The sequence below is a fragment of the Exiguobacterium sp. PHA03 genome, from assembly GCF_041945985.1.
Classification (GTDB): domain Bacteria; phylum Bacillota; class Bacilli; order Exiguobacteriales; family Exiguobacteriaceae; genus Exiguobacterium_A.
Genome location: NZ_JAUTYQ010000001.1, coordinates 340,066 through 359,260, shown reverse-complemented (window position 1 = coordinate 359,260; position 19,195 = coordinate 340,066). Strand labels below are relative to the sequence as shown.

The following is a 19,195-nucleotide window of genomic DNA, read 5'->3' as shown; positions in this document are numbered from 1 at the left end:
AATATGCCATCTAAAAGAAGGCACGCCGGTTTACGGCGTGGCTACTTTCTTCAGATAGATGTTTTGGACGAGAAGCGAACGGTTCAGTTTCAGTTCTTGGTCATTGACGACGATTTTATCAATCCCTTTAATCGAACCGATCCGGATCCGGATCAAGTCCGTCTTCGCGTCCTTCACGACGATCGGATTCGGATCCGACGCGTTGATGTGATCTGGCGCGAGTGCTTCTCCTTCAAGGGATGTATCACGCACACCAACGAATGGTGATGGAGAGGCATCTTTCTTGATTTGAATCGAGACACTCATCGTATCTTTCGTTGCGACTTCATAGGTGACATCTTGACCAGATGTCGACTTCGCAGCAAGCGCTTCTTTTTTAGGTTTTTCTTTTGTTTCTTCTTGTTTCGCCGGTTCTTCCTTCGGCTTTTCTTCTGTCTTCGCAGGCGCATCCGTTTCTTTACTCGGTGCGTCTCCTTGGTCGATCGTGACATCGTTTTGCTTCGGTGCAGACGTTTTTGCCTCTTCGTTACCGTCGAGGAACATCTGAAGTCCATAATACAAAGCAGCACCAATCGCAAAAATCAGCACGATGATGATGATGTTCGGAATCCAGCGCTTTGCAACGCTTTTCTTCGGTGCACTTGATTTCGAATACGTCGCGCGTCGTGATAATTCGACGACCGGTTGTGCCTCCGGTTCCGGAAGATCACGCTTATAGGTCGTGAAGACTTCGTCGACGTCAAGACCGAGTGCTTCCGCATATGTCTTGATGAAGGCCCGGGCGTAAAAAGCACCTGGTAATTGATCATAGTTGCCTTCTTCAATCGCGACGATGTAACGCTTTTGAATCTTCGTCGTCGTTTGAATTTGTTCGAGAGAGACGCCTAGCGCCTCTCGTTGTTCCTTTAAGTAGGTTCCGAGCTCGGTCATCGGTAACACACCTTCCATTTTTCATACTTATTCAAAGTTGAACCAATCATTTCCCCCATGGGAACGAGGCAGTTCAGTCACAATGATTTCTTCTGTCGTGTTGCGTAATTCAATGATGTAATCAAAATCATCCCACGTATATTCACTTGATTTGACGAATGCATCCGGATGTTCGACGATTTTCGTCGCCGGTAGTCGCATGACTTCGCGTAAAATCTGCCAGTGCCGTTCATCGAAATTCCGTTGCGACACCAAGGCATCGATGATGTAGACGTAATCCCCAGTCCGTTCGTCATCGAATAACGACGTTCGTACCGTCTGTTTGATCAGCGTCGAAGAAAGGAACAACCATTTCTTGTTCGCACTGACGCTTGCAGCGACGATCGATTCCGTCTTCCCGACTCGTGGCATACCGCGGACACCAATCAATAAGTGCCCATCCTGTTTACACAGCTCTGCCATGAAATCGACGAGAATCCCTAAGTCTTCCCGAACGAAGCGGAACGTCTTTCGTTCATCACTGCTTTGATCAATATAACGACCGTGACGAATCGCGATCCGATCGCGCAGTTTTGGTTTTCGTAGTTTGATGACCTCTATGGTTGACATCGTCTTGAGAATAGCAGCGAGTCGTGGAATTTGATCCGGTTGTTTCGTTTGGAGCAACATACCGCGCCGTTGATGATCGACACCATTGATCGTCACGATCGAAATATGTAACATTCCCATCAACGAAGCAATGTCCCCGAGTATACCGGGACGGTTGACCTTTAATTCATATTCGAGATACCATTGCTCGAACTCACTCACGCGCCCATCCTCCTCTATTGATACGATTATCCATTCCTCATGTTAAATGATTTTTTGAAAAATGAAAAGCATTCCTGAACTGAAATTCCAATGCTTACATCCACGCACCATCTATTTTAAGGATGGCTCCCGACACATAACTCGATTCTGGTTGCACCAAGTAACGGATCGCGGAAGCTACTTCCTCTGCTTTTCCGAATCGTCCGGCAGGGATTTCAGCAATCGCTTCTGCCTTTTCATCCTCAGAAAAAATCGCGTTCATCGGCGTATCAATCCATCCTGGCGTAATCGCATTGATGCGTCCATGCATTGGTCCAAGTTCTTTACTGTATGCTTTGACGAAGCCCAGCTGTGCTGCCTTGCACGTCGAATAGGCAACTTCACCCGCGACACCTTGTTCCCCTAATACACTACTGATGACGACGATCGCCAGCTGCGACGTAAACGGTTTCGTCCGCGTCACGGTTTGACTGATGCGCATCAACGCATCGACATGTATTCTCCAAAGTTCACTCATTGATGTTGCCGATTGATCGAGCAACAGACCGCTATAACTCGTTCCGGCACAATGGACGAAGGCATCGACGACAGGTAACGCCGTACAAAATGCCTGCAACTCCTCATCATCCGCTAAATTCGCCGTCAGGATGTGGTGCTCTCCTTGCCACTCCTCTATCATCCGTTCCAAAACCGCTTGCTGTCGATACGTCTGAAGCACCAATTCATGTCCGGCGGCAGCAAGTTGTTTTGCTGCCGCAAGACCAATGGCGCCACTCGCACCGGTGATGAGGATTCGCATCACGCGTACGGTTTGACGATTGAGATCGCCCGGTTTTCAATGGCGAACAACTCGTCGAAACGGGCTTCGATCTCTTCTTTCGTAATCGAAGCAATCAAAGTCGGAAGCGTGAACAGATTTGTACCGGCAAGTGCGTGACGCGAGAACTGATTCGCAATGAATTCCGGTGAATTCAAGGCACGGAGGAATTTCCCTTGCATCATGTTCCGTTTGCGCGTGACCTCGTCTTCCGTGAAGTCAGGACGCGTTTGCAGAAGTGTCTCATACGCTTGGATAAACTTGTCTGGATCCTCTGTCTCCATGCCGAACGTCGCGAAGGCGAACTCTTCCTCACTCGAGTAATCAAAGCTGAACGTATCGTCGATCAGACCGTCTTCATACAATTCCAAATACGTCGATGATGTTTGATCGAATAAGAGGTGCAATAATAATTCACTCGTCAACTCACGACGGACTTGTGCTTCGCCGCGGACAGATTCGTCCTTGTAACCGATCAATACCTTCGGTGTCTTGACGTCGAGCTCGAGTTCGAGACGTGGACGATGCACGCCGTGCGGTTCTTGACCATAATCCCGCTCGATCGCCGGGCGATCCGTATAATCCTTCTTCGCCTGGTTTGCTTTAATTAACGCTAGTGTCTCTTCCGGATCGATGTTTCCGACAACGAATAACACCATGTTCGATGGATGATAGAACGTACGATAGCACGTGTATAGATCATCGGCTGTGATTTGATTGATTGATTCCGGTGTTCCTGCGATATCGATTCGGACCGGATGCGTCGCATACATCGATTCGATTAGACCGAAGAACAGACGCCACCCTGGATTATCTTGATACATCTGAATTTCCTGCGTGATGATCCCCTTCTCTTTTTCAACGCTTTCCGGCGTGAAGTAGGGATCTTGTACGAAATCGATCAATGTCTCGAGGTTTTGTTCGATCAATGACGTGGCTGAGAACAAGTACGCTGTCCGTGAAAACGAGGTAAAGGCGTTCGCTGAGGCACCGAGACGACCGAACTCTTGGAAGACGTCACCTTTTTCGGATTCAAACATCTTATGCTCGAGGAAGTGGGCGATGCCGTCCGGTACCGTGATCCATTCCTCTCCTTTTTTAAATCGTTGATCAATCGAACCATAACGTGTCGTAAACGTCGCATACGTCTTTTCGTATCCTTTTTTTTGCAACAGATAGACGGATAAGCCGTTATCGAGCTGCTCGTGGTATACCGTTTCGTCTGTATCGTGATAAGTCAGTTGTTCCATCATGCTTCACCTCGCAATAGATATACGGCATCTAGATCGATTGCCGTTGCTAATCGAACGACGTCTTCACGTGTCGCCGTCTCGATGATGTGGATCTCATCTTCAAGTGTCAGTCCACGCATCTTCGAACCATTCAACCAACCAATCAATTGCCCCGGCTGATCAAGAATTTGACGGCGCGCATTGATCAACATCGCCTTCGTCTGTGTCAATTCTTCATCCGTGAACTGTCCCGCCTTCAAATCAACGAGTTGCTCTAGGATGATTTTCTCGGCACGTTCCGCTTCTTTTGTGTCAACCCCTGCATAGACGTAGAGTGCACTGTTTAATGCCGCATATCGTGAAGCCGCATAATACGCGAGACTCTCTTTTTCACGGACATTCATGAACAGTTTCGAATGTGGGAATCCACCGAACAGACCGTTGACGATTTGCATCCGGATTGAATCGGCAGACGTCGGATCGACCGCTATCCGGTAACCAAGGTGCAGCTTCCCTTGTTTGATCGGCTGCGTTTCGCTCGACCGTTTCACACCGTTGACTGGTTTTTGTTCAGGGATGTAATGGCTGACTTTTTCTGAGTGCGATGGCAAGAAGGACAACGCATCTTCCATTTCCTCCTTCGTCACCTGTCCGACGACGAAGACATCGATTCGATCGTCTTCGATCATCGAACGGTATGTATCACGCAAGGACGATGGAGTGATCCGTTCGAGTTCTTCGATTGTCCCAAGCGATGGTAACGAGACGGCTTCACCTGGTGCCATCAATTCAAGGAGACGCTGCTGTGCGTAGCGCATCTTATCGTCGTACAGCGAGCTGATTCGTAAGGCATGCAGTCGCTTTTCTTGTTTGACGAACTGTTCGCGGAAACCACTTTCCGTCAAGTCTGGATACAGCACCATTTGCTCTAGCAATTCAAGTGCTTCTTTTAATAACGACGGGTGATGGACGAGTTCTCCACGGACGACATCAAGTTGGAACGAGATGACGTGCTCTTCTCCGAACTTCGACGCGTCCGCATAAAGCCCCGCATCATATAATGTCTCAAGTGGCTCACGTAATGCTTTCATCGACGGATAAGCAGCTGTCGATTTTTCCATGATGTATGGTAAAATCGCGCGGCTAGTCAGTGTTTTCGCCTCTAGCGGTGCTGAAAACGTGACGAGGATCGTCGTCGTCTTGAATTTATCGGTCGGAACGAGGTGGAAGCTCGTTCCTTCCTTTTTCCATGTGCTAAATGACTGACTCATTACTCTCCATCCTTTCGTTTGAACACATGCGCACTGCGAACGTATTCAATATCTGCTTTTTGGTTAACGGCATTCTCATAACGGGCTGCTGTAAAAAAGAAATCACTGAGCCGATTGATGAACGGTAACAAATGAGCCGCTTGGGGAACATCGATCATCGAACGTTCGACGCGACGGCAGACCGTCCGTGCCACATGCAATGTCGCGGCCGCTTCCGTTCCGCCTGGTAAGATGAACTTGTCGAGTGGTGGCGATAATTCCGTTAAACTATCAATCCAACTTTCTAAATCAACTGTTGCTTCCTGACTTAACCGTGATGGACGAGGTTCGACATACATCAAGTCACTGCCACAGTCGAACAACGCATGCTGGATGACCGTCAATTGTTCTCGTACTTCGATCGATGATGCTTTGGTACGAGCAAGTCCGACGAAGCTATTCAATTCATCGAGTTCTCCCATCAAGCTGATCAATCGATCATTTTTTTTGACTCTCCCACCGACAAGGGATGTTTCTCCTTCATCGCCTGATTTCGTATAAATTTTCATGTTTTATTCACTCCTATAGCGAAAGGAAGCGACTCATAATGTTCGCTTCCTTTGTTTTTTTGGTAATCGGATTCGGAAAGTCGCTCCTTCTCCTAAGCGGCTGTCGACTTCGACCTCTCCACCATGAGCACGGACGACGTTCGCGACGATCGCAAGACCAATTCCTGTACCGGTCTTACCGCGCGTTCGTGCCTTGTCCGCCTTATAGAAACGATCAAAGACGAAAGGTAGATCTTCTTCCGGAATCCCGTCACCTGAATCGATGACGGATAATGTAATGTTTTCCCTATCTTCGTCAATCTTAATCTTGATTTCTCCGTTCTCCGTATAACGAAGGGCGTTTCCAAGAAGATTCGTTAAGACTTGTTCCATCTGATCCGGATCGGCGTCAAATGTGATGTTCGGACCGGAAACCGAGAAAGTGACCTGCTTATCGCGTCCCATTTGTTTGAATTTCTTGATGACTCGCTGTGCAAACGAGACCGTTTCGATGGCTTCAATCCGTAACTCCTGATAACCGGCTTCCATCCGCGCGAGATCAAGTAGATCATTGACGAGACGGGACAAGCGTTGCGATTCATCATAGATGATTGATGCAAATTCTTTCGTCGCCTCGTCACTTTCCGTCATCCCGTCGACGATCGCTTCCGAATACCCTTGCAACATGACGAGTGGCGTCCGCAGTTCATGGCTGACATTCGCGACGAAGTCGGCCCGCATCTTCTCCAGTTGTTGTGCTTCCGTCATGTCGCGCAGGACAGCGACCGCTCCGATCTGCTCTTCTTGTTCGAGTAACGGACTGACGATGATGATGTAAAAGCGTCCTTCCCGTTCAAACGAAACCGTCATCTCCGTCTCTTCCTTCATGACTGTCTGGAACAGCTCGATCAGTTCATCCGGTACGGGAGAACCTGCAAGAAATGCTTCAGCTGGTGGATTCGTCGCGAGTAGCTCACCTGATTTTGAGAACGTCAACACGCCGTCTGCCATACAGCGCAGAATCGAGGAGAGCAAATGCCGCTCCTTATCAAGATCCGTGACGTATTGATTGAGTTGGCTACTCATCTCGTTAAAGGCAAGCGCTAAGTCACCAATCTCATCACGTGAACGTTGCGTCAGGCTTTGATCGAATTTCCCTTCACCGGCCTCAACGACGGCTTGACGAATCGTCCGTAGTGGTGCGGTGATCCGTGTCGATAGGAAGAAAGCAAAGACGGTCGTCCCGATGATCGCTAACAAGACACAGAGCTGAATGATTTGACGTGCGCCTTCATTCGCTTGCTCGATGTTCGTCAATTGTTCGATCAAGTAGATCGTTCCGTTGCCGCTATCCGTAATGAGCGGTGCTCGATACGCGAGTGCCGCCTTTCCATCGAAGGTCTCGTAATTACCGATTGCCGTTTCACCTTCTTCACCATCGATCGCTTTCCAGTTCTGACGTTCGAGCTCCTTGATGATCCGGTTCGCTTTCGCTTGTGAAATATTCGCTTCGACAGAATCGTCCTGGGTCTTCGCAATTAATGTCGCGCCATATATATCCGTGATTTCGACAGCAGTACTCGATCCTTCCTCGATACCGGAGTGCGCCTGAAAGACGGTCTCGACTTGTTGACCGAGCTTTGCAAGGTGCCCCCGCTCCTGTTCGATATGAAAAGAGTTGAAAAATTCAAGTAACAAGATCGTCAAGGCGATCAAGACGACCGAGACAAGCAATAGGATCGTGCCCCATAGTTTGATGACTACACTTTGCAACCATTTCATCGTCAGGTCGGACTATTCTCGAACTTGTATCCGACACCCCAGACCGTCGTGATCATTTGAGCAGCGTTCGGAGACAAACGATTCAGCTTTTCACGCAGACGTTTGACGTGTGTATCGACCGTCCGAAGATCCCCAAAAAATTCATAGTTCCAGACTTCCTTGAGTAGTTGTTCCCGTGAGAATACTTTGTCCGTTTGTTTTGCCAAGAAATACAGGAGTTCATATTCTTTTGGTGTTAAATTGACTTCTTGTGATTCAACCGTCACGCGGTGTGCGTCATTATCAATCGTCAAATGTGGGAAGACGATGACATCTTTTGTTTTCGCATCCGTATGGAGGAATTTCGTTGCACTCGCTCGGCGAAGGATTGCTTTGACACGCAAAACGACTTCACGTGGACTGAATGGTTTGACGATATAATCATCTGCCCCCATTTCAAACCCATGGACGCGATTCGTTTCTTCACCTTTTGCCGTCAGCATGACGACCGGCGTCGCTTTCGTTTTCCGTAGTTCTTCACAAACTTGCATGCCGTCCATCTTCGGCATCATCAAGTCGAGGAGAATGACATCGTATTCTGTCTCAAGCGCCATTTCAAGCGCCGTCTCTCCATTGTCTGCTTCCTCGATCGTGAAATTTTCCCGCTCCAGATACATCTTCAACAGGCGACGAATTCGTTCCTCATCGTCGACGACTAAAATACGTGCTTCTTCTGACATGCTGTCTCCTCCTATAAACTAAACTCTACTCCTCTATCCTACTACTCTTTTAGTATACTATGAAACGAAAAGAATGGCTTGCACTGGCTGATTTCCCCTAAACGATACTCTTTTGTCAGAGAAACATGAAAAAGCAGCGGACCGTTTCCGGATCCGCTGCTTTTCTTTTCCTTATGCGTACGAGTGTAATCCCGCTACGACAAGGTTGACGAAGACAAGGTTAAACATGATGACGGCAAAACCACCAACACATAACCATGCTGATTTTTTACCGATCCACCCACGCTGGATGCGCATGTGGAGATAGAACACGTAGAAGAGCATCGTGATCAGTGCCCAAACCTCTTTCGGGTCCCAGCCCCAATAGCGGCTCCATGCCATTTGCGCCCAAATCATTGCGAAGATTAATCCGCCAAGGATAAAGATCGGAAGACCGATCGCGATCGCACGGTAACTAATCTCATCAGCTGTTTCTAGATCAATCTTCCGCGCGATTGGTTTCAGACTCTCTGCGACACGCTTACGGAGAACTACAAAACGTAGCAACACATATAAGACGACCCCACCAATGACTGACCATAAGACCGTATTGACCTTATTCGCATTCAAGAAGTTCGGCAATTCAATGACGGCACCTGAACCAGATAAGACTTTTCCGTTCTCAGGACCTGTCAGAACCGGCATCGTGTATTCATGTGTCATCTTCGCACCATTCTTCGCGACGTATTCGATCGTTGATGCAGAACCTGTTGCTTTGAACAAGAGGCCGACGAGGATGTAACCAACGACACAAACGAGTGAGAACATGACGATCTCAAGCCATGTCCGTGTTTTCGATTCTTTATTGAAATCCGTCGCGTGGACCAGATAGAGCAATCCGGTCGCAAAACTGACAGCGAGAATCCCCTCACCGAGCGCTGCCGTCGTAACGTGGATTTTGAGCCAGACACTTTGAAGTGCCGGAATCAAGGGTTGGACCTCATCCGGGAACATCGACGCATAAGCGATGACGAGCAAGGCAACCGGCATTGCAATCAAGCCAAGGACATTGTTTTTATAGATGGCATAGACGATTAAAAATCCAAGGACCATCATCATACCAAAGAATGTCGTGTATTCGTATAAGTTCGAGACCGGAACGTGTCCAGCACCCGCCCAGCGCGTAAAGAAATACCCTAACTGAGCAAGAAAACCGATGATCGCGAGCGTATAGGCGATCTTACCAGAACGTGTCGGACCTTTTTTACCACTCGTCGCAACAGCGAAAAAACCTGTACTGACGAGGTAGACGATGAATGACGTTAGGAGCAGATTACTGCTCAACTGAAGCATGTTCATTTAGCTTCCCCCTCTTCCCGCAACTTTTGTCGGTCCTCAAGTTCTGGTAGACCAACTTCCGTCAACGCGAGATTGGCTTCTTTTTGAAGCCCTAATGCGTTTTTGTTCGTAAATCCAGCAATCTGAATGCGACCGTTCTTCTCACGTAACCAGAGACGACGGTGCGGCCAGTACATCCCGATCAATAGACCTGCCATGAAGATGATGCCACCCGCAAAGAGGAATGGGAGCGTCAAGTCTTTCTTGATTCGGACACCTGAGATGTTTGAGAGCTCCGTACCGGCAAACGCCATCTTGTACTGGTTCTCATCCCCACCGACATTCAGCTTGATACCAATCAGGCTACGCTCCCCTTTTGGGTGCTCCGGTGATTTGATATTAAAGACGAACGCCGGATTGACAGGACGTCCAGAATTGGTCGTCGGCTGTCCATCCTTGACGACGAAATCAGGCAAGAAATCCTTCAATTCGACATCATAGCCGTTTTTCAACTTGTAGGTCTCTTTTGGTTCACGTAAATCGACCTTGATCGTATCCACGACTTTACCTGTCTTTTGGTTGACGATGCTAAACGACATCGTCTTAAATTCTGGATCTGCCGCGTATTGTTCTTGGAAGACTTGGAAATCATCGAATTCGAATGGACGGTTGACTGCCGTCTCACCTGATTTGACTTCTTCGAGTTTCGGTTTGAAATCACTTGTCTCTCCGACTCTTTTATAGAGCGTCATCTTCGTGTCGTAGTTTTTCGGTACATTTCCGCCCGCTGCTTCAAGTGATTTCTTGAATTTTGCGTCCACCTTCTCAGGATCATAGAACTCGATGTTGAACGCCTCATTCTTCAAGTAATACTTGTTGTCTGTCGCCTCGATCGGTAATGTTTCTCCTTCACGAAGCCAAAGCAGTTCATCTTCATGCATGCCCGGTACGACCCGAAGCATCGCCCCTCCGAAGAATAGTACAAGACCGATATGGTTGATGTAAGGACCCCATCGTCCAAAACGTTGCTTTTCCGCTAATAGCGCCCCGTCTTGCCGACGAACTTTATAGCCCTTTTTCTCAAGTAACGGTGCGATCGCATCGATTTTTTTGACGTCTCCAGTCGCTTCAGCGCCAAATCGCTGACCATTCATGAAACGGTCCGACTGGATGACCGGTTGTTTCTTCAATGCTCGGTAGAGCGGGAAGAAGCGGTCAATCGACACGATGATGATCGATAAGAGTAACAGTGTGATTAATCCGATGTACCACCATGATTCAAACAGGTTGTGGAATCCTAACGTATAGTAGATATCCCCTGCCGTACCGTATTCTTTTTGATAAAATTCTTCCGGTGGTGTTGCCTGCGGAATATACATCTCTTGCGGGAAGATCGTACCGACCCCACTCGCGATGATGATCAGACCGATCAGCCATAACCCGACCTTGACGGACGAGAAGAACGTCCATGCCCGGTCGATCCAAGATGGATTTTTACGTTTCGAACGAAGTTCTGCTTCCTCGTAACGCATGTCCAGTTGTTTAAAATCTTCTTGCTCCTGCATCCTTAAATCCCCCTTCGATGCGTTACTGGTTCGCCTTCTTCACCATCTCTTCCAGCTTCGCTTGATCAATCTCACCTTCGTATTTCTCGACGACCTCACCTTTTTTATTGATGATGAACGTCACAGGTAAGTTATAGATCCCGTAAGCCTTCTCGACCGAACTATTCGTATCCATGAGGATCGGATAGTCCGTTCCGCCGATATCCTTGATGAAGCTTGAGACACGAACCGGTGTTTCTCCGACATTGACCGCTACGAAATTGACACCTTGATCCTGCATCATCTGATAGTTGTCATTGATCAAAGGCATCTCTTTCTTACATGGTTCACAGAATGTCCCCCAGAAATTGAGTAAAAGTCCTTTTCCTTTGTATTCATCCATCGAGTGCTGTTTCTCACCGTATAAATCGACGAGTGCGAAACCAGGAGCATCATCGCCTGCCATGACACGTCCGTTTTTATCGCGTGTCGCCTGATCGACGAATTGCATGATGACAACTGCGCCTGCAAACAAGACCATCGTCATGATCATCAGACGCCAGAAGGAGCGTTTCTTCTTTTTTTGCTGGGCCGCTGCTAAGCGTTCTTCCGGATTTTGTTTTGTTTTTTTCATATTTTACCGCCTCCACCCATATTGTACTTGAAATCGCTTAAACGTTGATAAAATGTGAAATTCGTTAATCGTTTTGTCACAAAAAAAGAAAACTCAACCCGGAGGATGAGCTTCTCGCTTTACAAATTAACGTTTTTTTGTGTTCTTACGTCTTTTCGTAGGTGGAGCGGCTGGATCCGCTAGCTCACGCAATTGATTGACTTCTTTTTTTGAAAGTTCACGCCACTCGCCAGAAGTAAGACCTGCCAGTGTCAAGAAACCAAACTGTTCACGTTTCAACTTCAAGACTTCTGAACCGAGTGTCTCGACCATTTGACGGACTTGGCGGTTATGTCCCTCGTAGATGACCATTTCGAGGATAGCCGTGTTTTTCTTCTTATCGATGTCACGCATCTCTACGCGTGCTTTCCCTGTCTTAAAGCCGTCCGGCAAGACGACGCCTTTTTCAAGACCTTTGACGTGGAAATATTCCGGTACGCCTTTGATTTTGACGATGTAACGCTTCGGTACCTTATACTTCGGGTGAAGCAGAAGGTTTGAGAATTCACCGTCATTCGTCATCAACAGAAGACCGCTCGTATTGTAGTCGAGACGACCGACTGGGAAGACACGGTGTCCCGGTGGTACGAGATCAACGACCGTCTTACGCCCCTTATCGTCTTCAACCGTCGAGACGACACCTGTTGGTTTATACAGCATGTAATAAACGTGTTCTTCCCGCTCGAGCTTGACGCCATCGACTTCGACTTCAGCACGCGCTCCAACTTTCGTTCCGAGCTCCGTGATGACTTTCCCGTTGACCTTAACGCGACCTGCTGTGATCAATTCCTCTGCTTTACGCCGTGAAGCGACACCTGCTTGTGCGATGATTTTTTGTAACCGTTCCATTAATTCACTCTCTCCTCTAATGAAGGATCATTCCGGAAGAAGAGATCTCCATCTGATTCGAACGTTTCTTCGAACTCGAGTGGTGGTAACTCCTCAATACTATTCAGACCAAAGTGGTCCAGGAAATGATCCGTCGTCTTATACAATTTCGCGCGACCAACGCCTTTGGCGCGTCCCGCTTCTTCAATCAAACCTTTTGCACTTAACGTATGGATGACGCGTTCCGTCTTGACGCCACGGACGACTTCGATATCAGCACGCGTGACGGGTTGTTTGTACGCGATGATGACGAGTGTCTCCATCGCTGCTCGAGACAAGGAGTCTTCTGCAAGTGAACCCGCATACGCCTGAATATACGGCGACATCTCTTTTCGTGTCACCATCTTAAAGACGCCACCCGACTCTACGATTTGCAACACCCGTTGCTCCGCTTCAAACGTCGTCTGAAGAGCCAGTAACTGTTCACGCGCCGCCGCTTCACTGATCTCTAGTGCTTGACTGAGACCACGTGGGTCGATGCCGTCATCGCCGACGACGAATAACAAGCTTTCAATGATTTGTTCATACGCCAATCTGACTCTCCTCCTTCACCATGCTACGCAACAAAATGTCATCGGTCATTTGTTCACAATCAATGACGCGTTGCTTCACGAGTTCTAGGACGGCGAGGAAACTGACGACCAGTTCTTCGACCGTCGGCTGCTCCACAAAAAAGCCAAAGAATGTCGTACGCTCACGCGTCGCGACGTAACGGGCGACAGACTCCATCTGTTGTTCAAGCGACCGTTCTTCCCGTTTGACCGTCTTCGAACGACGTACCTTCCAAGCTTCCCGTTGGCGCATTTTTTCATAGGCACGTAATAAATCACTCAGTGATAACGTACCATTATACTCTTGTGCATCCGTGTCGAGATAACGCATCAAATCCTCTGGTTGTTTCGAAAATAGCTCAAGACGTGCCTCTTCCTTTTCTTTCAGGACGAGTGCTGCTTCCTTATATGCCTTATACTCGATCAACTGTTGAATCAGACCTTCTCGTGTCGGTTCTTCCTCGAAATCAGGAATCTCATCGTATTCCGTCTGTTCGATCGGCAAGAGTTGTTTGCTTTTCAGTTGCAACAGCGTCGCTGCCATGACAAGATATTCACTAGCAACATCTAGTTCAAGATGCTGCATCGCACGGATATAGGACACATATTGATCCGTCACCATGGAAACGGATATATCATAAATATCGATTTCTAATTTACCAACCAAGTGTAACAGCAAGTCCAGCGGGCCTTCAAACGCATCCATCTTTACACTGTATGATTCCATGATTCTCCCTGCCCATCAACGTTTTTTGCGCCTTAGTATACCATACAACTGGTGGGTTCGACTATGTTATATTCCAAGGAAGAGGTGATTCCATGAATCCGATCGAGCGATTCGTATTTGAATTCAACATCCGGCACGATTACTTCGAGTGCCATGAAATCTTAGAGGAAGTCTGGCAAGAAGGACAACGCCAGGACGAGGCGCTTGTCGGTCTGATCCAGCTGGCCGTCGCCCGCTATCATCACCGCCGCGGCAATACGACTGGGGCACAGCGGACATATGCGAAAGCATTTGATAAGATCGAACGTCACCGAGCTATGCTGATTGCGTCCGGGATCGACGTCTCATATTTGCTCGATCATCGCGACCATTTTACGGATAAGGTCTATCGGCACATCCCGTTACCTGTCTTCCCGGACGTCATCCGAACCGTCGCCCTGGAAGCGACAGCACCTGATCTCGACTATGTGACGCATAAACATCGTTTGCGCGATCGTACGGATGTCGTCACGGCACGACAAGAAGCGCTACAAAACCGAAGAGACCGGTCCATCTGAGCTATGGACCGGTCTTTTTATTGATTTTTCCATTTGTCGACGAGGCGTTGCGTCTCTTCGGTCGCACCCGTAATATCCGTTCGAAGAAGTTTGGCTGCTTCATCGAGTAGGAGATACGACATCCGTTCTCCACGGAAAGACGGTGATAATGCGATATGTTTCAATTCAGCATGGCCATCCATTAATTGAAACCCGATGACACCGACGAAATCCTCATCTTGTTTGTACAAATACAAGCGTTGGTCTTCTTCCTGTTCATAGGCTTGAACCGTTTCAAGCAAATACTTCGGATCCTTCACTTCGCACGAAAAGGCGATCAGCCCCATCGCGGTCCGTTCATTCAACTTCTTATATTTTACTAGCATGTGATTCTACACCTTCCTAATTTCAACAACTCTCAGGAGCATGAACGACTGAGACTCATTCATTCTACACCTTCTCACACAGAATTACTGCATTTTTTTCATAATCCATGAAAAAGGCAGGAGACCGTCATGTGACGTCCCCTGCATCTGAGTCATGCTTGTTCTTCCATCACTTGGATGAAAGCACGCATGTAATCTGGTAGATCAGGCGGGCGACGGCTCGAGACGATATGTCCGTCGACGACGACGGCTTCATCGTGCCAAATCGCACCTGCATTCGTCATGTCATCCTTGATTCCTGGCGTACTCGTGACATTAACACCTTTTAAGATGCCAGCAGAGATCAACACCCAACCAGCGTGGCAGATTTGACCAATCGGTTGTTTGTTCTGATCAAAGTGACGCACCATGTTCAGGACAGAGTCAAAGCGGCGTAACAGATCGGGTGACCAACCACCCGGAACAAGAATCGCATCGTATTCTGCTGGATTGATCTCATCAAACGTCTTATTCGATTTGATCGGAACACCGTACTTCCCAATATACGTCTCATCTGCCTTCTCACCGACGATGTCGACGATCGCGCCTTCTTCACGTAAGCGATGGACAGGATACCATAATTCTAAATCCTCGAAGTCATTGCTGACGACTTGGATGATTCGTTTTCCTTCTAAACGCATGACAAACACTCCTTTACAAGTTGAGTTCCCTTACTGATTGTACCCGCTTCTAAAAAAAGAAAAACTCCTCTTCAAACGTTTGAAGAGGAGCAAGAACTTATGCTTCGACGCGGATTTCTTTGATGCCAGCGCCTTGCTTCATTTTTTGTGCATGTTCGAGACCTGAAGTCACTTGTCCGAAGACTGTGTGTACACCGTCGAGGTGCGGTTGTGGCTCATGTACGATGAAGAACTGGCTTGATCCAGTGTTACGACCAGCGTGTGCCATCGAAAGTGAACCCGCTTTGTGTTTGTGTGGGTATGATGTAGACGTTTCGCAAGGAATCGTTTTTCCTGAACCGCCTGTACCGTTTCCGATTGGGCATCCGCCTTGTGAGACGAAGCCTGGGATGACACGGTGGAAGTTCAATCCATCGTAGAAGTTCGAGTTTGCAAGGTTTTCGAAGTTTTCAGTCGTGATCGGTGCTTCATCGTTGAACAATTCGAATTCGATTTTATTTCCATCTTCTAATAAGATATGACCAGTTTTTTGCATGTTTGACCAACCTTTCGTGCTTTTCAGCAAGAGATTCGTCACGATTCAAGATCGTGATTCCATGGTACAGTGTACCAAATTTCAGGGCATCGTGCAGACCTTTTTACTCGACGGCTGCCTCTAACACATCAAGTGTCACCGAATTTGTTACTTCGACACGAATTTGAATTCCATTCGCGAGTGTCACAACAGGATCCGTATGTCCGAAGTCCGCATCGAGAACGATTGGGAAATCATAGCCCCGCGTCGCGCGCAGAATGATGTCTTTGAGCGGGAAGTCCGGATCAAAATCGACTTTGCGCGGGAAGCGTCCGACGACGAGTGCCGCAATCTTGTCATACGCACCCATGTGTCGCAATTGCGTGAAATACCGGTCGATCGTTTCTGGTGTCTCACTTTCGTCATCCTCAAGCATCAAGACGACACCGTCAAATGATGGCAAGTATGGTGTCCCAGCAAGCAGCAAAAGTGTTCCCGTGTTCCCCGTCAGAATCGGACCTTCTGCGACGCCCGTCTTGACGATCGTGTACCCTGCATTCGGCTGATGCTCTCGTCTGCGATCATCCGCGACGTCCCAGCGTAAAATCTCGTCCGTCCACTCTTCCGATGCTTCGATTCGACCGATCGGTTCCGTCTGCATGAACGTACGATTAAACGACTCTTCCGTATACGGATCAAGACCATCAAATTGACCGAACTGTGTCAGTAGCGCTGGTCCGACGAACGTCGTCAATCCTGTTTTCTGATAGATGCCAGCAAACAATGCGGTGATATCACTGTATCCGACGAAGATTTTCGGATTGTTTCGGATCAACTCATAATCAAGTTCATCGAGTAATTGGTGCGAGTTAAACCCACCGATTGTCGAGATGATCGCCTTAATCGACGGATCAGCAAACGCCATATGTAAATCTTGCAGCCGTTCGCCGATCGTTCCTGCTGTATGACTATGAACAGCTGTTGCATTCGGCATCATGACGACCTCGAACCCCATTTGTTCAAGTGTTGCAATACCGCGAGCGAGACGTCGTGGCACGTATGCCGCAATAGCAGACGCAGGTGAGACGATAGCAATCTTATCTCCTTTTTGTAAGCGTGGTGGTTTCATGAAAGTTCCCCCTTTTTCATTACAAGTATTTCCAGTATAACAAATCGAAAGGGAACCGCGTACTTTCATTTTTTAATCCATTTTATAGCGTTACGAACAACGAATTCCCGTCCTCCAGTAACTCACCTTTTTCCGAGACATAGTCAACCTTGACCGTCATGTATTGAAGGATCTTTTGTTCGCGCAACGACTTTGCCCACGCTGTAATCTGCGTTTTATCCTGTTCGCTTTGCTTGCGTGGAACGCTAATTAAAATCGTCGGAGCGACTTCCGTACGTAAATAAGCCTTTGAATCAAAACGCGCATTACCAAGCTGTTGAATCTTATCGTTATCAAACAGTACCACCATATCTAGTTCCGCGTTCACATCATTAAGAGTAGGCAACGTGATCCGTCGTTCTAACTGATCTTCCCAAAGTGACGCATGATACGTATCGACGAACCTTCCCGACTCCTCATCTTGATATACGAAAAACTCAGTATTCGTTTTTTCATCGACTGCTCGCGCTGCGTACTCAAACGAAAAATTACCCATATTGTCGTAAATACTGCCAGTCACCTTCGCTTTCGGAAGATGCTTCTCTAAGTAAGTCTTTGCTTTTTGTTGTATTTCAGCCTCTCTCGTTTCATCCGAGTCCATGTCGTGTGTAAAAGCGTACGTCATCATCAATGCGCCACCCCCGATGACTCCAACTAAACTGGCAATTACTATGAACCAACGTTTCATGCGATCGCTCCTTTAGATATATCCATATTTTTACACTTTCGATTTTATCACAAAAAAAGAGTAGCGGACGAAGTCCACTACTCAAGTATTGCTGATTGGATTGCTTACTGGATGACAGCGTGAACGAGCGGACGTTCTGCCGGTTTCGTTTCACTGATGTGGTACGCGTGATCCATTTTTTCGATTGCTTGATCGAGTGTTTCTTTGTTTGAACGAAGTGTTGCGATGACATCGCCGACTTCGACACGGTCGCCGACTTTCTTGTGTAACGTGACGCTTGCTGCGTGATCGATTTCATCCGCTTTCGTCGCGCGTCCAGCACCGAGGATCATTGCTGCAACACCGACTTCGTCAGCGATGATTTCAGAGACATAACCTGCTTTTGAAGCGACGAATGTTTTTTCGTATTTCGTTTCAAGTGCTTTTGTCATGTCGTCAACGAGTGATGCGTCGCCACCTTGCGCTGCGATGAACTTCTTGAAGACGTCAAGTGCTGCTCCGTTACCGAGACGTGTTTCGAGATCCGCATATGCTTCGTCGAACGTTGGGTAGAATTCACCGAGGACTGCCATGTGTGATGCAATCGTCAAGGCGATGACTTTTAAGTCACGGACATCTTTCCCTTGAAGGACTTCAATCGCTTCCTTGACTTCGTTTGCATTTCCGATTTCAAAGCCGAGTGGCTGATCCATGTCCGTAATGACAGCAACCGTCTTACGATTGACGCTCTTACCGATTGAGACCATCTCTGTCGCGAGTGCTTTAGCATCTTCGAACGATTTCATAAAGGCACCTGAACCTGTCTTCACGTCAAGTACGATGCTGTCTGCTCCCGCTGCGATTTTTTTCGACATGATTGAACTTGCGATCAATGGGATCGAGTTTACTGTCGCCGTGACGTCACGTAATGCGTAGAGTTTTTTGTCTGCAGGCGTCAAGTTACCTGTTTGACCGATGATCGCCATCTTGATGTCGTTGACTTGTGAGACGAATGCTTCTTCTGAAAGTTCAACGTCAAAACCAGGGAACGCTTCGAGTTTGTCGATTGTTCCACCTGTGTGACCGAGGCCGCGACCGCTCATCTTCGCCACCGGAATACCGATTGACGCAACGAGTGGTGCAACAATCAGACTGATCTTGTCACCGACACCGCCAGTCGAGTGTTTGTCGACTTTTTTTCCGTGAATGCGGGAAAGGTCGATCACGTCACCCGATTTGACCATCGCCATCGTCAAATCAGCGATTTCACGATCTGACATTCCTTGATAGAAAATCGCCATCGACATCGCTGACATTTGATAATCTGGAATTTCACCATTCGTGAATCCTTCTACCATTGCTTGAATATCAGCTGTTGCGAGTTCGCCACCGTCTCGTTTTGTTGCAATCAAATCTACCATACGCATAATCTAGTTCCTCCTCAGGAGTGGTTTGT

At 47.9% G+C, this 19,195-nt stretch carries 21 protein-coding genes; 1 reads left to right on the top strand and 20 read right to left on the bottom strand.

Going from position 1 to position 19,195, the window contains the following annotated elements; genetic code table 11:
* Nucleotides 1-30 precede the first annotated feature (30 nt).
* The 14 genes from Q7C19_RS01860 to Q7C19_RS01795 all read right to left on the bottom strand — a co-directional run bounded on the left by Q7C19_RS01860 (nucleotide 31) and on the right by Q7C19_RS01795 (nucleotide 13,788).
* The gene (locus Q7C19_RS01860; protein ID WP_308101230.1) at nucleotides 31-948 is read right to left on the bottom strand and encodes a helix-turn-helix domain-containing protein; all 918 of its coding nucleotides are present in this window, start codon (nucleotides 946-948) and stop codon (nucleotides 31-33) included.
* Nucleotides 949-957: 9 nt separating this feature from the next.
* On the bottom strand, nucleotides 958-1,740 hold the full coding sequence (locus tag Q7C19_RS01855) for a DUF3388 domain-containing protein (protein WP_023467698.1): 783 nt from the start codon (nucleotides 1,738-1,740) through the stop codon (nucleotides 958-960).
* A 94-nt stretch (nucleotides 1,741-1,834) separates the two neighbouring features.
* Complete coding sequence (gene ymfI, locus Q7C19_RS01850; RefSeq protein ID WP_290749163.1) at nucleotides 1,835-2,539, bottom strand: elongation factor P 5-aminopentanone reductase; 705 nt, start codon at nucleotides 2,537-2,539, stop codon at nucleotides 1,835-1,837.
* Nucleotides 2,539-3,810, bottom strand: coding sequence for an EF-P 5-aminopentanol modification-associated protein YfmH (gene yfmH, locus Q7C19_RS01845; protein ID WP_231496875.1), 1,272 nt, complete (start codon nucleotides 3,808-3,810; stop codon nucleotides 2,539-2,541). Before yfmH ends, ymfI begins: the two co-directional genes overlap by 1 nt.
* Nucleotides 3,807-5,060, bottom strand: a complete 1,254-nt coding sequence (gene yfmF / locus Q7C19_RS01840; protein WP_375091468.1) for an EF-P 5-aminopentanol modification-associated protein YfmF — start codon at nucleotides 5,058-5,060, stop codon at nucleotides 3,807-3,809. Before yfmF ends, yfmH begins: the two co-directional genes overlap by 4 nt.
* Nucleotides 5,060-5,608: a cob(I)yrinic acid a,c-diamide adenosyltransferase gene (locus Q7C19_RS01835; protein WP_035408870.1), complete on the bottom strand. Its 549-nt coding sequence runs from the start codon at nucleotides 5,606-5,608 to the stop codon at nucleotides 5,060-5,062. The genes yfmF and Q7C19_RS01835 overlap by 1 nt, the downstream gene beginning before the upstream one ends.
* A gap of 33 nt (nucleotides 5,609-5,641) precedes the next feature.
* Nucleotides 5,642-7,369 carry an ATP-binding protein gene (locus tag Q7C19_RS01830; RefSeq protein ID WP_290755436.1) on the bottom strand — a complete coding sequence of 576 codons (1,728 nt, stop codon included), beginning with the start codon at nucleotides 7,367-7,369 and terminating at the stop codon, nucleotides 5,642-5,644.
* 2 nt (nucleotides 7,370-7,371) lie between these two features.
* Nucleotides 7,372-8,088 (bottom strand): response regulator transcription factor, encoded by a 717-nt coding sequence (locus tag Q7C19_RS01825; protein ID WP_035408876.1) that lies wholly within the window; start codon nucleotides 8,086-8,088, stop codon nucleotides 7,372-7,374.
* A 171-nt stretch (nucleotides 8,089-8,259) separates the two neighbouring features.
* Nucleotides 8,260-9,426, bottom strand: a complete 1,167-nt coding sequence (gene ccsB / locus Q7C19_RS01820; protein ID WP_035408879.1) for a c-type cytochrome biogenesis protein CcsB — start codon at nucleotides 9,424-9,426, stop codon at nucleotides 8,260-8,262.
* Nucleotides 9,423-10,970 carry a cytochrome c biogenesis protein ResB gene (resB, locus tag Q7C19_RS01815; RefSeq protein WP_081780387.1) on the bottom strand — a complete coding sequence of 516 codons (1,548 nt, stop codon included), beginning with the start codon at nucleotides 10,968-10,970 and terminating at the stop codon, nucleotides 9,423-9,425. Before resB ends, ccsB begins: the two co-directional genes overlap by 4 nt.
* A 22-nt stretch (nucleotides 10,971-10,992) precedes the next feature.
* A complete protein-coding gene (locus Q7C19_RS01810) occupies nucleotides 10,993-11,583 on the bottom strand; it encodes a redoxin domain-containing protein (protein WP_035408882.1) in 591 nt (196 codons plus the stop codon).
* Nucleotides 11,584-11,709: 126 nt separating this feature from the next.
* Nucleotides 11,710-12,471 carry a pseudouridine synthase gene (locus Q7C19_RS01805; protein WP_023467688.1) on the bottom strand — a complete coding sequence of 254 codons (762 nt, stop codon included), beginning with the start codon at nucleotides 12,469-12,471 and terminating at the stop codon, nucleotides 11,710-11,712.
* On the bottom strand, nucleotides 12,471-13,043 hold the full coding sequence (scpB, locus tag Q7C19_RS01800; protein ID WP_023467687.1) for an SMC-Scp complex subunit ScpB: 573 nt from the start codon (nucleotides 13,041-13,043) through the stop codon (nucleotides 12,471-12,473). The genes Q7C19_RS01805 and scpB overlap by 1 nt, the downstream gene beginning before the upstream one ends.
* On the bottom strand, nucleotides 13,033-13,788 hold the full coding sequence (locus tag Q7C19_RS01795) for a segregation/condensation protein A (protein WP_035408886.1): 756 nt from the start codon (nucleotides 13,786-13,788) through the stop codon (nucleotides 13,033-13,035). Before Q7C19_RS01795 ends, scpB begins: the two co-directional genes overlap by 11 nt.
* A gap of 92 nt (nucleotides 13,789-13,880) precedes the next feature.
* Here Q7C19_RS01795 and Q7C19_RS01790 point away from each other — a divergent pair, with 92 nt between their 5' ends.
* Entirely contained in the window at nucleotides 13,881-14,345 is a 465-nt protein-coding gene (locus tag Q7C19_RS01790; protein ID WP_329470427.1) for a DUF309 domain-containing protein, read from the top strand.
* 17 nt (nucleotides 14,346-14,362) lie between these two features.
* Here the strand turns inward: Q7C19_RS01790 and Q7C19_RS01785 are convergent, their stop codons facing one another.
* The 6 genes from Q7C19_RS01785 to Q7C19_RS01760 all read right to left on the bottom strand — a co-directional run bounded on the left by Q7C19_RS01785 (nucleotide 14,363) and on the right by Q7C19_RS01760 (nucleotide 19,166).
* Nucleotides 14,363-14,710: a GNAT family N-acetyltransferase gene (locus Q7C19_RS01785; RefSeq protein ID WP_023467684.1), complete on the bottom strand. Its 348-nt coding sequence runs from the start codon at nucleotides 14,708-14,710 to the stop codon at nucleotides 14,363-14,365.
* Between the two features lie 152 nt (nucleotides 14,711-14,862).
* The gene (locus Q7C19_RS01780) at nucleotides 14,863-15,390 is read right to left on the bottom strand and encodes a type 1 glutamine amidotransferase domain-containing protein (RefSeq protein ID WP_035398198.1); all 528 of its coding nucleotides are present in this window, start codon (nucleotides 15,388-15,390) and stop codon (nucleotides 14,863-14,865) included.
* A 97-nt stretch (nucleotides 15,391-15,487) separates the two neighbouring features.
* Nucleotides 15,488-15,925: a peptidylprolyl isomerase gene (locus Q7C19_RS01775; protein ID WP_023467682.1), complete on the bottom strand. Its 438-nt coding sequence runs from the start codon at nucleotides 15,923-15,925 to the stop codon at nucleotides 15,488-15,490.
* A gap of 103 nt (nucleotides 15,926-16,028) precedes the next feature.
* Nucleotides 16,029-17,033: a S66 family peptidase gene (locus Q7C19_RS01770; RefSeq protein ID WP_375091467.1), complete on the bottom strand. Its 1,005-nt coding sequence runs from the start codon at nucleotides 17,031-17,033 to the stop codon at nucleotides 16,029-16,031.
* 82 nt (nucleotides 17,034-17,115) lie between these two features.
* Nucleotides 17,116-17,760, bottom strand: coding sequence for a hypothetical protein (locus tag Q7C19_RS01765; protein ID WP_375091466.1), 645 nt, complete (start codon nucleotides 17,758-17,760; stop codon nucleotides 17,116-17,118).
* A gap of 104 nt (nucleotides 17,761-17,864) precedes the next feature.
* Nucleotides 17,865-19,166 carry a pyrimidine-nucleoside phosphorylase gene (locus Q7C19_RS01760; protein WP_313290241.1) on the bottom strand — a complete coding sequence of 434 codons (1,302 nt, stop codon included), beginning with the start codon at nucleotides 19,164-19,166 and terminating at the stop codon, nucleotides 17,865-17,867.
* Between the last annotated feature and the right edge of the window lie 29 nt (nucleotides 19,167-19,195).